At 68.5% G+C, this 13,965-nt stretch carries 12 protein-coding genes and 3 tRNA genes; 4 read left to right on the forward strand and 11 right to left on the reverse strand.

The window, feature by feature from the left end:
* A partial coding sequence (locus GXZ33_RS01860; protein WP_291339182.1) for a 3-isopropylmalate dehydratase large subunit occupies positions 1-1,138 on the reverse strand: 1,138 nt, incomplete at its 3' end.
* Positions 1,139-1,189: 51 nt separating this feature from the next.
* Between GXZ33_RS01860 and GXZ33_RS01865 the strand changes: the two genes are divergently transcribed.
* Both GXZ33_RS01865 and GXZ33_RS01870 read left to right on the forward strand, forming a co-directional pair.
* Positions 1,190-1,900: an IclR family transcriptional regulator gene (locus tag GXZ33_RS01865; RefSeq protein WP_291339164.1), complete on the forward strand. Its 711-nt coding sequence runs from the start codon at positions 1,190-1,192 to the stop codon at positions 1,898-1,900.
* A 75-nt stretch (positions 1,901-1,975) separates the two neighbouring features.
* Positions 1,976-2,629: a DUF2202 domain-containing protein gene (locus tag GXZ33_RS01870; protein ID WP_291339165.1), complete on the forward strand. Its 654-nt coding sequence runs from the start codon at positions 1,976-1,978 to the stop codon at positions 2,627-2,629.
* Between the two features lie 119 nt (positions 2,630-2,748).
* On the opposite strand, the gene GXZ33_RS01875 is transcribed toward GXZ33_RS01870, so the two are convergent.
* Both GXZ33_RS01875 and GXZ33_RS01880 read right to left on the reverse strand, forming a co-directional pair.
* Positions 2,749-5,376, reverse strand: coding sequence for an FAD/NAD(P)-binding protein (locus GXZ33_RS01875; protein ID WP_291339183.1), 2,628 nt, complete (start codon positions 5,374-5,376; stop codon positions 2,749-2,751).
* Positions 5,377-5,381: 5 nt separating this feature from the next.
* Positions 5,382-6,296: a pyridoxal-phosphate dependent enzyme gene (locus tag GXZ33_RS01880; protein ID WP_291339166.1), complete on the reverse strand. Its 915-nt coding sequence runs from the start codon at positions 6,294-6,296 to the stop codon at positions 5,382-5,384.
* A 167-nt stretch (positions 6,297-6,463) separates the two neighbouring features.
* Here GXZ33_RS01880 and GXZ33_RS01885 point away from each other — a divergent pair, with 167 nt between their 5' ends.
* Positions 6,464-7,075, forward strand: coding sequence for a DUF2202 domain-containing protein (locus tag GXZ33_RS01885; protein WP_169744852.1), 612 nt, complete (start codon positions 6,464-6,466; stop codon positions 7,073-7,075).
* Here the strand turns inward: GXZ33_RS01885 and GXZ33_RS01890 are convergent.
* The 6 genes from GXZ33_RS01890 to GXZ33_RS01915 form a co-directional block, all read right to left on the reverse strand.
* Positions 7,072-7,641: an HD domain-containing protein gene (locus GXZ33_RS01890; protein ID WP_291339167.1), complete on the reverse strand. Its 570-nt coding sequence runs from the start codon at positions 7,639-7,641 to the stop codon at positions 7,072-7,074. The two genes, GXZ33_RS01885 and GXZ33_RS01890, sit on opposite strands and share 4 nt — an antisense overlap.
* 77 nt (positions 7,642-7,718) lie before the next feature.
* Positions 7,719-7,794: transfer RNA gene (locus tag GXZ33_RS01895), tRNA-Glu, on the reverse strand.
* Positions 7,795-8,501: 707 nt separating this feature from the next.
* Positions 8,502-8,574 (reverse strand) — tRNA-Glu (locus GXZ33_RS01900).
* Positions 8,575-8,612: 38 nt separating this feature from the next.
* Positions 8,613-8,684 (reverse strand) — tRNA-Gln (locus tag GXZ33_RS01905).
* A 196-nt stretch (positions 8,685-8,880) separates the two neighbouring features.
* Positions 8,881-10,374 carry a glutamate--tRNA ligase gene (gltX, locus tag GXZ33_RS01910; RefSeq protein ID WP_291339168.1) on the reverse strand — a complete coding sequence of 498 codons (1,494 nt, stop codon included), beginning with the start codon at positions 10,372-10,374 and terminating at the stop codon, positions 8,881-8,883.
* An 8-nt stretch (positions 10,375-10,382) separates the two neighbouring features.
* Positions 10,383-11,246: an alpha/beta fold hydrolase gene (locus GXZ33_RS01915; RefSeq protein WP_291339169.1), complete on the reverse strand. Its 864-nt coding sequence runs from the start codon at positions 11,244-11,246 to the stop codon at positions 10,383-10,385.
* 101 nt (positions 11,247-11,347) lie between these two features.
* Here GXZ33_RS01915 and GXZ33_RS01920 point away from each other — a divergent pair, with 101 nt between their 5' ends.
* On the forward strand, positions 11,348-12,460 hold the full coding sequence (locus GXZ33_RS01920; protein ID WP_040085691.1) for an isochorismate synthase: 1,113 nt from the start codon (positions 11,348-11,350) through the stop codon (positions 12,458-12,460).
* 84 nt (positions 12,461-12,544) lie between these two features.
* Here GXZ33_RS01920 and GXZ33_RS01925 read toward each other — a convergent pair whose 3' ends face one another.
* Together GXZ33_RS01925 and GXZ33_RS01930 are read right to left on the reverse strand one after the other, a co-directional pair.
* Positions 12,545-13,138 (reverse strand): class I SAM-dependent methyltransferase, encoded by a 594-nt coding sequence (locus tag GXZ33_RS01925; RefSeq protein WP_291339170.1) that lies wholly within the window; start codon positions 13,136-13,138, stop codon positions 12,545-12,547.
* A gap of 9 nt (positions 13,139-13,147) precedes the next feature.
* Positions 13,148-13,954 carry a fumarylacetoacetate hydrolase family protein gene (locus tag GXZ33_RS01930; protein WP_291339171.1) on the reverse strand — a complete coding sequence of 269 codons (807 nt, stop codon included), beginning with the start codon at positions 13,952-13,954 and terminating at the stop codon, positions 13,148-13,150.
* Positions 13,955-13,965 lie beyond the last annotated feature (11 nt).

Genomic DNA, 13,965 nt, shown 5'->3' on the forward strand with positions numbered 1-13,965 from the left:
CCTTTCGGCCGTCCAGAACCTCGGCGGCGGCGCGCAGGTCCTCGATGCGGGCGTTGGTGCAGGAGCCCAGGAAGACCACATCCACCGGGATGTCCCGCAGCGGGGTTCCCGGGGTCAGGTCCATGTACTCCAGGGCGCTCTCAGCGGCGGCACGGTCGGTGTCGTTGGTGAAGTCCTCCGGTGCGGGGACGGTCGCGCCCAGCGGCAGGCCCTGGCCCGGGTTGGTTCCCCAGGTGATGAACGGGGTGAGGCTGGATCCGTCGATGTGGACGACCGTGTCGAACTCCGCGCCCTCGTCGGTGCGCAGGGACTTCCAGTACTCGACCGCGTCCTCCCAGTCCTGACCTTCCGGGGCGTGCGGGCGGCCCTCGAGGTAGTCGAAGGTCGTCTGGTCTGGGGCGACCATGCCGGCTCGGGCGCCAGCCTCGATGGACATGTTGCAGATGGTCATGCGGGCTTCCATCGACAGCTTCTCGATGGCCTCGCCACGGTACTCAATGATGTGCCCCTGGCCGCCGCCGGTGCCGATCTTCGCGATGATGGCGAGGATCAGGTCCTTGGCGGAGACACCCGGCTGCAGCTCGCCGCTGACCTCGATGGCCATGGTCTTGAACGGCTTGAGCGGCAGCGTCTGGGTGGCCATGACGTGCTCGACCTCGGAGGTGCCGATACCCATGGCGATGGAGCCGAAGGCACCGTGGGTGGAGGTGTGGGAGTCACCGCAGACGATGGTCATGCCCGGCTGGGTGGCACCCAGCTGCGGGCCGACGGTGTGGACGATGCCCTGCTGGATGTCGCCCATCGGGTGCAGGCGGATGCCGAACTCCTCGCAGTTCTTACGCAGGGTCTCAACCTGGATGCGGGAGGTGGCCTCCTTGATCTCCAGGAGGGAGCCGGAGACGATGCCCTCGGTGGGCACGTTGTGGTCCTCGGTGGCCAGGTGCAGGTCCGGGCGGCGGAGCTGACGGCCGGCGAGGCGCAGCCCGTCGAAGGCCTGCGGGGAGGTCACCTCGTGCAGGAGCTGCAGGTCAATGTAGAGGAGATCGGGCTCGCCGTTCTCGCCCTTCGCGACGATGTGGTCGTTCCACACCTTCTCGGCCAGCGTGAGCTTCTCGGCCATGGATGTCCACCTTTCCATCTGGGTAATCTCACTCGCCAATCTCATGGGGTGAGATGTTAGTATCGTGGTATGGGACAGTATAGCGCAGTGTCAGGGATCAAGGTGCTCGATCGGGCCGTGGCCATCATGATGGCCGTCGCCCCCCATCCCCTCTCCCTCACCGAACTGTGCGAGACCACCGGCCTGCCCCGCGCCACCGCCCACCGCCTCGCCACCGCCCTGGAGACCCACCGCATCCTCGCCCGCGGCGACGACGGCCGCTGGACCACCGGCACCGCACTCACCGCCCTCGGCACCGGCGGCCGGGACCAGCTTCTCGACGCCGCCCGCCCCGTCATGTCCGACCTCGTCGACGTCACCGGCGAATCCGTGCAGCTCTACCAGCTCACCGGCACCTCCCGGACGTGCGTCGCCGCCCAGGAACCGCCCGTCGGCCTGCAGAACACGGTGCCCGTCGGCTCCCAGCTGGCACTCACCTCCGGGTCCGCCGCCAAGGTATTCCTCGCCTTCGGGTCCCCGCAGCTGCGCGACGTCATCCTCCCCCAGGTCACGTTCAACCCGGAGGAGCTGGGCAACGTCGAGAAGCAGCGCCTGAGTGAGTCCGTCGCGGAGCGTGAACTGGGCCTCGCCTCCCTCTCCGCGCCGGTGTTCACCCCGGCGGGACGGTTCATCGCGGTGCTGTCGGTGTCCGGCCCGGCCGAGCGCCTGCGCCCCCACCCCGCCGAGAAGTGGGGCCGGGAACTCTCCGCGGCCGCCGAGCGCCTGTCCGCGTCGATGTAGAACCACCCCGAACGGCGGAGCTCGGCATGCGGGGTCTCTCGCGGGTGTTGCATGGAGTGTAAGGAAGGAGCCACCATGAACACCCGTCTGCTCGCCGCCCTCGTGCTCGTCCCCACCCTCACCCTGGGCGCCTGCACCAACGCCGGCGACACCACAGAGACCACGACCGGGACCACGACCGTCGCCGAGACCACCGTGACCACCGCAACCACTGTGACCACCGAAGCCTCCGACCGCGACGCGCTGCTGCGGCGCCTCATCGAGGAGGAGAAGGTCGCCCACGACCTCTACGTCGCCTTCGACGAGAAATACGACGCCCGCGTGTTCAACAACATCACCCGGGGCGAGGTCGGACATCAGGACGCCGTCCTCCGGCTTCTCGACGCCGCCGGCCTCGAGGATCCCCGCACCGGCGTACCGGGCGAGTTCGTCGACCCTGATCTGCAGGCCGTCCACGATGACTTCCTCGCCCGCGGCCTGACCGGGGAGATCGAGGCGTACCGGGTGGGCGTCGACTTCGAGAAGTGGGACATCGAGGGCCTGGAGGCCGAGCTCGCCGCCGTCCCGGAGGACGACACCGAGCTACGGGACCTGCTGCAGTACCTCCTCGACGGTTCCCGCAACCACCTCGCGACCTTCGAGCGCCAGCTCGACCGCCCCGGGCAGGGGCAGGGACGCGGTCCCGCCCGGGCCACCACCGTGACGGAGACGACCACCGTGACGGAGTGACAACCGTTCCAGCTGCCCACGGAGGGAGGTCACCTGCGAGCCGCCGGCATTTCCCGCAATTACGTTGAGGTGCATGCGCAGTCAATGAAATGCTGCCGATAAGGGGACATCCAGGTACCTCAGGCGTCGATGTCGTCGAGGGTGCCGGGCCAGACCACGTTCTTCGCGAGCGGGATCTGGTGCGAGGCGCTCTCGAGGATGTGCATGAAGTAGCCCGCCGTGTTGGGGAGGGCGATGGTGTCGCCGGGCCGCACGCCGCGGGGGAAGCGGATGCGGCGGCGCAGGATGAGCTCGTCCTCGATGCAGTAGGCGCCGACGAGGTAGGCCTCGATCTCCTCACCGTCAGGTGCGTCCGTGACGTGGAGCGGGTCGACGAGGTAGTCGTCCGAGGTCGTGCGGCACTGGGTGCGGTTCATGGCGAGGCCGACGAGCGGGAGGCCGTCGGAACGTTCTTTCACGAAGGCGACCTCCGCCAGGATCATCCCGCAGCCGTCGAGCAGGCTGCGGCCCGGTTCGAGGTGCAGGCGCAGGCCGCGCTCGAGCAGCATCTCCGCCACCCCGTCGGCCAGCACCTCGCGCAACCACTCCCCGCGCACCGGTGACTGGTGGAAGGGGTAGACGGTGTGCAGTGGGTCAGCCTTCCACGTGAAGGGGGGTGCGTAGCCGTCCAGCACCGCCCGGCGCGCCGCGTGGTAGTCGCGCCACTGGGCGGGGTCGTCGAGGTAGCTCATGGGCACGCCGCCGCCGAGGTCGATGAAGGAGGGGGCGTGGCCGGCGTCGACAAGCAGGTCGCTGAGGTGGCAGCACTCCCGGAGGGCGGCGGAACGGTCGGCGGCGGAGTAGCCGTGGAGGTGGACGTGGAGACCGACGATCTCCACGCCCGGCAGGTGTCCGACCCCGGCCCACTGGGCGACGCGTTCGCCGAAGCGGGTGGGCGGCATGGTCGCGGGGTCGGGGGCGACGCGCGGGGCGACGTGGGCGGTGCGCTCCCCCGCCAGGGCGGAGATACGGTGCAGTTCTGCGCGGGAGTCCGCGGAGATGGTCACCCCGTGGGCGATGGCCAGCTCCAGCAGGCGGTCGGGTTTGACCGCCGCGGAGAGGATGATGCGGTCGCCGGGCACGCCACGGTCGAGGACCTGGGCGAGTTCCCGTTCGCTCGCCACGTCCACCCCGTGCCCCGCATCGCGGACGGTGTCGACGAACACCAGCCCCTTGTTGGCCTTGCGGGCGAAGAAGATGCGGGTGTCCACGCCGCAGGAGGCGCCGGCGTCGACGAGTTCGGTGACGTTGGCCAGCATCGGGCCCGGGTGCAGGACGTTGACCGGGCTGCCGAACTCGGCGATGAGTTCCCGGCACCGGGCGGGGTCCGAGCTGAGTCCGGCCGCCCACAGCTCGAGGCGGGCGGTGAGCGGCGGGATGCCGTGCGCCTGCGCGGGGCCGGGGACGAGGCGGCGGGCCCAGCGCGGGATGACGTCGTGGAGCGTGCGGGACAGGGTGTCGTTGCCGAGCACCACGTCCTCGGTCATCCGTCCCACCGCGGCGAGGCTGGTCTGCCCGACGACCGTGCCGTCGGGTGCGACGTCGAGACCCCGGGTCCCGAGGCGGATCCGCGCCAGCCCCTGCTCCACCAGCCAGTGCTCCAGAGTGCCCTCCACCACGCCCGGGGGCGGGATGACGGCGTCGACCACCACCGTGGCACCTGTGTCGCGAACCAGGTCAGCCAGGTCCTCGGTGCCGCGGCCCAGGTGGGTGAGGTCGACCTTCCCGGAGTCGATGAGCCCCTGCAGATGCTCCATGGACTCCGGGGGTGGACCGAAGGCGACGCGCTCGAGGCGACGGGCCAGCTCCCCGAACCCTTCGAGACTGTCGCGGCCGGCGTAGGAGGCGCGTTCGACGAGCGCCGGGTAGCACTCGCGCCACGCCAGGCCGACGGCCCACTCGCCGTCCGGGTCCCCGCCGCTGCCGGCCAGGACGGCATCCACGTCGCCGGGCCGTCCGGCACGCTCCAGGAGGCGGCGGGCCGTGAGCGCCAGTGCCGTGATGAGGGCGGGGGTGTCGGGGGCGTCGGCAAGCAGACGGCTGCCGGCGGCGATGATGTCGGCAGCCTCGACCCCGTCGAACTCGGGTTTCACCGCCATGAGGCGGCCCGTGCGGGTGACGGGGAGGAACACTGCCGGATCGCAGGCGCGGACGACGTCGATGAAGGTCAGCGCGGCCCCGCGGACGAGCACCCGGTCCTCCGGGCCGATCGCGTCCAGGTGGGAGGCGGGGTACGGCATGATCACCGGCACCGGCAGGTCGACGTGTTCGAGTGAACCCGGCCAGGTGGGCGCGTGACCGGTGGCCAGGAGCACCTCATCGGCGAGCAGACCCCCGACGACCCACCGTCCCTCACGCTGCTCCAGCTTCTCGACGCGCCCCTCATGCCTCACCAACGTGCACCTCGGCGGCACGTGGCGCTCCAGCGCCTCCCAGGAGGCGGCGAGGAAGCGGCCCACCTCACGCCGCGGCGGGAAGCGGTCAGTGGCGCCACGCCACGCGTCGAAGGTGCCCAGCCCGGTGCGGATCGCGGAGGCCCGGACGTTGATGAGCCACTCCCCCGGCTGCGCCGGGTCGTAGGCCTGCGGTCCGCCGTCGTCGATGACGTGGACGTCGAGGGTTGCACCGCGTTCCCGTGCCAGGCCCAGCAGCTCCTCCGCCGCCCACAGTCCGCGCGGGCCGCCTCCGATGATCGCCACGGTCATCACGGTCGTCACAGGTTCTCCTCCACCCAGTCGTCGTTGTAGACGGTGTCCAGGTAGTGGGTGCCACCGTCGTGGAGCACGAGGACGACATCGCCGTCCAGTTCCGGCAGGAGCTTCCCGACGGCCGCCACCACCGCCCCACCCGAGGCCCCGCACAGGATGCCCTCCGTCCGGGCCAGCCGACGCGCGGCGGTCACCGAGTCGTGGTCACTGATCCGGATGATCCGGTCCGGGGTCACCTCGGCCGCCAGATCAGGGACGAGACCGGCGCCGAAACCCGGAAGGTGGCGGCGGCCGCGGGAGCCGTCGAAAAGCACGGAGCCCTCGGCGTCCACCGCGGTGACCTCCGTGGCCCACCCCTCCCGGGCGATACGGCGCAGGCAACCACCGATCGTGCCGGTGGTGCTCACCGCCACGAACAGGTGCGCGGGGGCGTGGCCGAGCTGCGTGACGATCTCCGCCATCGTGCCCTCATCGTGGGCCGTGAAGGCCGCGCGGTTGGAGTACTGGTCGAGGCAGACGGCTCCGGGCAGCTCCGTGAGCAGTTCGGCGACGCGGGCGCGCCGGGCGGTGAGCCAGTCGCCGTTGACCGGGTCCGGCGCGGTGACCTCGTGGACGACCGCCCCGAACGCCCGCATGGTGGCGACGGTCGAACGATTCGCCTTCGGATCGACGACACAGTGGAAGGTCCAGCCCCCGAGAACGGCCTCGCGGGCCAGGGCGACACCGAGGTTCCCGGAGCTGGACTCGACGATGACCGCGCCGGGCCGCAGATCCGCCGCCGCGAGGATGGCGTGCGCGGTACGGTCCTTGGCACTGCCGCTGGGGTTGTGGCCCTCCAGCTTCGCCCACAGGGTGACACCGGGCCGGCCGGGGAGCCGGTCCAGGCGTACGAGCGGGGTGTTCCCGGGCTCGAGACTCATAAATGAAATCTTACGCCGCAAAGTCAAGGGAAGGCGGGAACTTTTTCCGGACCGCGAAGTTCCCGTCGCAGCCCGTGAGATATCCCATACCCGGCAGGGTATCTAACCTGCATTTTCTGCCCTATCATCCACCCTTAAGCCAATAGAGCTCATAGGAGATGATGAACATGGCTTTCACCCGCCGACACCGTCAGATCAGCGCGGCCGCCCTGGCCGTCGCACTCACCCTGTCCGCCACTCAGGTGGCCGAGGCACAGGGCCCCTGGCGCGGTGGTTCCAGCGCTCCCGTCGCGGAGGCCCCGGTCAGGATCGCGGATGAGGTCGCGGAACCGGTCCCGCTGAACGGGAACTTCGACCTCCACGCGGAGCTGCTCTACCTCATCGAGGAGGAGAAGCTCGCCCACGACGTCTACCAGGCGATGTACGCGAAGTACGGCACGCGGATCTTCAGCAACATCACCGCCAGCGAGGCCACCCACCAGCAGGCCGTCCTGTCGCTGCTGCAGAAGCGCGGCCTGGCGGACCCCCGACTGGGTGCCGGCGAGTTCCGCAACCCCGAGCTGCAGGCCCTGTACAACCAGCTCATCGCACAGGGTGACACCAGCTACCGCGGCGCCCTGGAGGCCGGCAAGGCCATCGAGGTCATGGACATCACCGACCTCGAGGCCACCCTGGCACAGGTCTCCCCCGCCGACTCCGACGTCATCCGCGTCATGCAGAACCTTCTCCAGGGTTCCCGCAACCACCTCGCCGCCTTCGAGCGCCAGCTCTCCCGCTAGAGCCTCCTCAGGCGTTCCACCTGCCCGGCCAGCTCCTCATTGAGGGGCAGGCCGGGCAGTCGCTTCCCGACGACCCGGTGCATCTCCCCGTACCACCACTGCTGGCGTTCCTTCCCGGAATTGAAACGCCCCCACAGAGTCTCCCCCTGCGCGGCGTGGTCGTCGAGGATGGACATGAGGTTGTGGAGCTTGTCCGCGCACGAGATGAGAACGGCCTCCGGTGGGGCGTGGTGCTCCAGGTGGGCGAGGTAGGCGTCGGCACGCTCCTGCCAGCCGGACAGGGAGTCGTCCTTGCTCAGGTGCAGGACCAGATCGGTGACGCGGTCGCCGTAGTCCGCGCGCATCTCCGCCGCGGAGTAGGCCTCGGGCACGTCCTCGAGGGTGTCGTGGAACAGGGCCGCGATGAGGATGTCCTCGTCACCGGTGTGCTGCGCCACGAGATGCATGACCGCGTACAGGTGCGCGACGTAGGGGATGCCCGAGCCCTTACGCACATGATCACGGTGGTGGACGGCGGCGTCGTTCATCGCGCGCATGAGGCGACGGGTGAGGGTCGGGGTGTTCATGAGGAAAGCCTAGCGCGTGGCCCACCCCGCCCCTGACATGCAGGAAGCCCTCCACCTGCTGGTGGAGGGCTTCCTCGTGGTACCCCGTACGGGATTCGAACCCGTGTTACCGGCGTGAGAGGCCGGCGTCCTAGGCCACTAGACGAACGGGGCGTGTTCGCTGTAGTTGCGGTGTCCGTTGCGGACTCCATAACTGTAAACGTTATGTGTATTACAAGACAAATCGGCTGGTCAAACAGATTAAATCCCGCTCAGAGCCGGGCTGGACATGAGGAAACCCACCACGCTCGGTGGTGGGTTTCGAACTCTGCCGAACCTTGGACGGTAGGAGATCTACCACTTCCGACGTCGGTGCGGAGGTTTCGTCAACCCGGGGTGATGATCCCGTCGAGGTTGCGTCCGCTGTAGTTCATAGGAACCTGAAGTGCCGGGGGTTAGCTTGTCGTTTCCGTGGGGTTCGGTGACTGCTGACGCTTCATGTCGCTCCCGTTAGCTCCTGTACTCCGCGCATCTCTTGCGCTTGGGATGTTCTGGATTATGGCGGTGCCGCTTATGGGAGGACGCCTGCGTCGCGTCCGGAGATATGGTTCAAAGCCTCTGCCATATACTCTCCTTCCATTCGATCAACATCCGGAAGATCCGTTGTCTCGAGCCTGGTACCGGGGTTCGAGAGGTGAACCTTTCCGCTTACCTGCAGCCTAGACCGAGGCCGGAACCGGTTAAAGGGGAATTCATAATTCCGTTACCTGGCGTTACCCCCACCACACCAAACCCCCAGGTGTGAGCCACGCACCAAAAGTGAGCGCGGGGGTGAATCACAAAAACTCCCGGACTCAGATGAGTCCGGGAGTCTTTACATGTACCCCGTACGGGATTCGAACCCGTGTTACCGGCGTGAGAGGCCGGCGTCCTAGGCCACTAGACGAACGGGGCGAAGCGAAAATCTTCTTCGCCGGCAGATTGCTCTGCAGCTGGCCTACCAGGACTCGAACCTAGAATGACGGTACCAGAAACCGTAGTGTTGCCAATTACACCATAGGCCAATATTTACTTACCCTGTTCCACTTCCTGACTGCGGTCTGTTTCCTTCCCGCTGTCGCTCTGTGCAACGTGGATAACTATAACCACAACGGTGCAACACTACCAAATCCGCAGGTCAGAGGGTGTTTTTTCAGCATCATAAACAACACCACTCAACGGATCCGGCAGCGTGCTCCGACGTGGCGGTACTGCGGTGTTCTACTGTGCGGCAGGCGCGACCGGCGTCACCGCACGGGCCGCACGCAGGCGCGCCAGCGTGGACTCACGGCCCAGCAGCTCCATGGACTCGAACAGCGGCGGGGAGACCTGCTCTCCCGACAGTGCGACGCGCAGCGCGCCGTAGGCCGTGCGCGGCTTGAGCTCCAGATCCTCGATGAGCGCCTTGGTGAGGGCCGCCTCGATGTTCGGGGTCGTCCACTCCTCCACGGCCTCCAGGGCGGCGATACCGGCCTCCAGGGGCTCGATGGCGGCCTCCTTGAGGTTCCTCCGGGCCGCACGCTCATTGAGCTCCAGATCCTCGTCGGCGGTGACGAGGAACTTGAGCAGACCGTAGGCCTCGGACAGCGTCTTGATGCGGGTCTGGGTCAGCTCCGCCGCGACGGTGAACTTCTCGGCCGGGTAGTCCTCCGGGAAGTCCGTGTACTCCGTGAGGTGGGCGCGCAGGCGCTTCTCGAACTCCTCGGCCGGCAGCAGACGGATCTGGTCGGCGTTGATGGCCTCGAGCTTCTTCTGGTCGAAGCGGGCCGGGTTGGCCAGGACGTCGGCGATGTCGAAGTTCTCGATGAGCTCCTCGACGGAGAAGATGTCGCGGTCGCCGGACAGGGACCAGCCCAGCAGCGCGAGGTAGTTGAGCATGCCCTCCGGGATGATGCCGTTCTCGCGGTGGTGGAACAGGTTCGACTGCGGGTCACGCTTGGAGAGCTTCTTGTTGCCCTCGCCCATGACGAACGGCAGGTGACCGAACTCCGGGGTGAAGTCGGTGAGCCCGATGCGCTTGAGGGCCTCGTAGAGGGCCAGCTGACGCGGGGTCGAGGACAGCAGGTCCTCGCCGCGCAGGACGTGGGTGACCTTCATCAGGGCGTCATCGACCGGGTTGACCAGCGTGTACAGCGGCGCACCGTTGGAGCGGGCGACGACGTAGTCCGGCTGCGTGGCGGCCTTGAACTCGACCTCGCCGCGGACCAGGTCGTTCCACTTCCAGTCCTGCTCCGGCATGCGCAGACGCCACACCGGCTGACGGCCCTCGGCCTGGAAGGCCGCGACCTCCTCCTCGGTGAGGGTGCGGTCGTAGTTGTCGTAGCCGAGCTTCGGGTCGCGGCCGGCGGCCTTGTGCCGCTCCTCGACCTCTTCGGCGGTGGAGTACGCCGGGTAGACCTCGCCGGCGTCGATGAGCTTCTGGAGGACCTCCGCGTAGATGTCCATGCGCTGGGACTGGCGGTAGGGAGCGTGCGGGCCACCCTTCTCGACGCCCTCATCCCAGTCGAGGCCGAGCCAGTTCAGGCCGTCGATGATGGCCTGGTAGGACTCCTCCGAGTCACGGGCGGCGTCGGTGTCCTCGATACGGAACACCATGGTGCCCTGGTTGTGGCGGGCGTAGGCCCAGTTGAACAGGGCGGTGCGCACCAGACCCACATGCGGGGTTCCGGTGGGCGACGGGCAGAAACGAACACGAACGTCAGTCATGCCCGTCATAGTACTGGTCAGCGATTCTGCCGCGACAGGAAGTCCCAGGCCTCCCACGCCGCGTGGGGCGGCCAGCCGTGCCCACCGCCGTCGGAAAGCAGGGAGCGGGTCTCGGCGTGACAACCCCACCACTCATGGGCCGTCACGCCGGGGACGGCACCCGCACGGGAGAAGGGCACGGACAGGCATCCGTTGCGGTCCGCCCAGCGGTCGAGCATCTCGCGGGCGGACAGGAAGTGTGCGTCATGACGGAGACCGCCGGACACCTGGGCGACCGGATCGTCCTCCGCGTGGATGACCTGGACGGGGACGGGGTCCCCGACGCAGGCCGCGTCGACCGGGTCGTAGAACATGCCCGCGACACTGACCACGCCGGCGACCAGGTCAGGTGCCCGACACGCCAGCAGGAGGGCGAACGCACCGCCGTTGGAGTGACCGACGGCGTACACACGTGACCAGTCGACCGGGTGCCGCGCCGCGACCTCCCGGACGGCGTCGCGCGCGAACGCCACGTCCTCCTCCGGGCTGGTCGCCGAGTAGGGCGCACCGGCCCACGCATTCTCGACGCCCCGTGCGTAGACCACGATCGCGTCCGACGCCTCCCGCAGCCCGGTGGTGGCGGCCATCTGCTCGGGGGTCTCGTGCCAGCCGCCGAACGTGAGGATCACGGGCCGGGCGACGGACGGGTCGTGGTGCTCCGGCAGGGAGACCAGCACCTCCCGGTGCCCCACAGCCAGGGGGAAGGTCAGGTCCGGGGAGGCGGATTCCACTGAATGAGACCGGGCCTGCGCAGGCCCGACCACCACGGGATACGCGGCAACGAGGAGCAGGAAAGAGAGCAGGGCGGGGATGATCCGCCGAAGCGGCGAAGAGAGACTCACAGTTCGCACAATAGCGGCCCCGACGACAGCGGAGGCGACTTCCCCGCAAACGCCCGGCCCGACCGTCCCGCGCCACCGGACAATGACTAGACTGGTTCCTCATGTGTGCCCACCGACCTGTCACCGCGCCGGACTTCCTGCTGTCCCGGGCGCACGGCTCGGTCCGGACCCAGGGGTCCCTGGAGACGTTCACCGACCCGTGGGAGGCCATCGAGGCACTGCGCTCGGGCCGTGTCGCCATGGTCGTCGGGGCGCTCCCCTTCGACCGTTCCGCACCGGCCGCACTGACCGTCCCCGAACGCATCATCCGCGAGGACGGCCCCCTCGAACCCCACGCCTACTACCGGCAGGGTGAGGGCGCGGTCCTCCACGCCGCCATCGCGGGTGTGGACCCCGAGCCGGAGGAGCACCTGCGCCGGGTCGAGGCCGCGGTGAGCACGATCCGTGCCTCCCAGCTGGAGAAGGTCGTCCTCGCCCGGGCCGTGGACATCGCCTTCGACCCGCCGGTCGACCCCCTGCTGGTGGCCGCCCGCCTCATCGACAACTCCTACAACCGGGACGGATTCATCGCCGACCTCTCCCCCGCCGGCCGCGAGGGCGACATGATCGTCGGCTCCTCCCCCGAGGTGCTCGTCCGCCGCCAGGGCCGGACCGTGACGGCCTACCCGCTGGCGGGTTCGGCGCCGCGGCACGCGGACCCGGAGATCGACGCGGACGTCGGAAAGCGTCTGGGGCAGTCCGTCAAGGACCTCGACGAGCACGCCTACGTCGTCGAGCACCTGCGGCAGAAGCTGGCGCCCCTCTGCTCGGAGCTCGACATCCCCGCGGCCCCCGAGGTGACCCACACGAACGAGATGTGGCACCTGGCGACCCCGATCGTCGGGACGCTGCGTGACCCCGCCGTCACAGCCCTGGAACTGGCCGTGCACACCCATCCCACGCCCGCGATCTGCGGTACACCCACCGACGCCGCGGAGGCCCTCATCGAAACCGCGGAGTCCGACCGCGGGTTCTACTCCGGCGCCGTCGGCTGGTGTGACGACTCCGGTGACGGCGAGTACATGGTCGCCATCCGCTGCGCCGAGGTCTCCGGCGACGGCACCACCGCCCGGGCCTGGGCGGGCGGCGGCATCGTCGCCGACTCCGATCCGGAAGAGGAACTCGAGGAGACCAGCGCGAAGCTGCGGACCATCCTGCGCTCGCTGGGTCTCTAGCCCCCTGACAGCCCGGGATCCCCGGAATCACGGAGAGGATCCGTACGTCGCCGTACGGATCCTCTCTTTTCTGCCGCCTGCAGGTCAGCGCTGCACGCGCAGGATGATGTCCTCGTGGTGGTGCGCACCGGCACCCTGGGTGACATTGCGGCCGCTGCGGGTGATGGCGGTGTCGGTCACCAGGTCGGTGATCAGGGCCTCCATCTGCACCGGGCTCATCCGCTCGGGGCGCTCGCCCTCCCAGTCGTGGTCGACCCACAGCATCGTGCCCGCCGGGCGCAGCATCCGCACCAGCTCGCGGGCCTGCTCGGTGGTCATCGGCGCCGGGAAGAAGAAACCGCAGATGAGGTCGAAACTCTCGCCGAGGTACTCGTCGAGCCACTGCGCCAGCGGAGCCACCCCGAAGGTGATCTGCTTGTCGACGCCGCGCTCCGCGGCCATCTCACGCGCCCGTTCCACCGCGATCTCCGAGGCGTCGATGGCCGTGACCTGCCAGCCCTGCTCGGCCAGCCAGACCGCGTCGGCGCCCTCGCCGCAGCCGATGTCGAGGACGCGACCCGGGGTGAGGTCGGAGACCTCCCGGATCAGGGCCTCGTTGGGGTTGCCGGACCAGCGCTGCCCGGCCGCGTAGAATTCGTCGAAGTCCGCGTGGTCATGACCGCCGTGTCCGTGCTGCATCGGGATCCCCTACGCCCGCTCGATCGGGTTGCGCAGGGTGCCCAGACCCTCGATCTCGACCTCGATGGTGTCACCGGGCTGCATGGCCTCGGTGCCGGCCGGGGAGCCGGTGCAGATGACGTCGCCCGGCAGCAGGGTCATGGAGGCGGTGATGAACTCGATGATCTGGCCCATCTTCATGATCATCTGGTTGGAGTTGGAGTCCTGCTTGGTCAGACGCTCACCGTCGTGGGTGAGGTGGGCCTTGATGGAGAGGTTGTCCAGGTCGAAGGAGTCGATGTCGGTCTCGATCCACGGGCCGAGCGGGCAGAAGGTGTCGATGCCCTTGGCGCGCGCCCACTGACCGTCCGCGAACTGCAGGTCGCGGGAGGAGACGTCGTTGACGATGGTGAAGCCACGGACGACGGACTTCCAGTCCTCAGCCTTGACGTTCTTGGCGACCTTGCCCACGACGACCGCGAGCTCACCCTCGAACTCGACCTTGGTGGCGAAGTCCGGGATCTTGATGGCGGCGTCCGGGCCGATCACCGCGGTCGGCGGCTTGAGGAACAGGGTCGGCGGCAGGTGCTCCGCGGACTCCTTGAACACCTCGGCGACGTGGTCCGCGTAGTTGCGGCCGATGGCCACGACCTTGCTCGGCAGGGTCGGGGCCAGCAGACGCACGTCCGCCAGCGGCCACTCCCGGCCGGTGTACTCCGGATCGGTGTACGGGGTGTCCTTGATTTCCTTGGCGACGAGGTCGGTGACATCACTGCCCTCACCGTCGATGACGACGAAACTGAAGCCCTCAGGGTGGGCGATTCTTCCAAAGCGCATGGGGAACACTC

The sequence above is a fragment of the Corynebacterium sp. genome, assembly GCF_012838985.1.
GTDB lineage: Bacteria > Actinomycetota > Actinomycetes > Mycobacteriales > Mycobacteriaceae > Corynebacterium.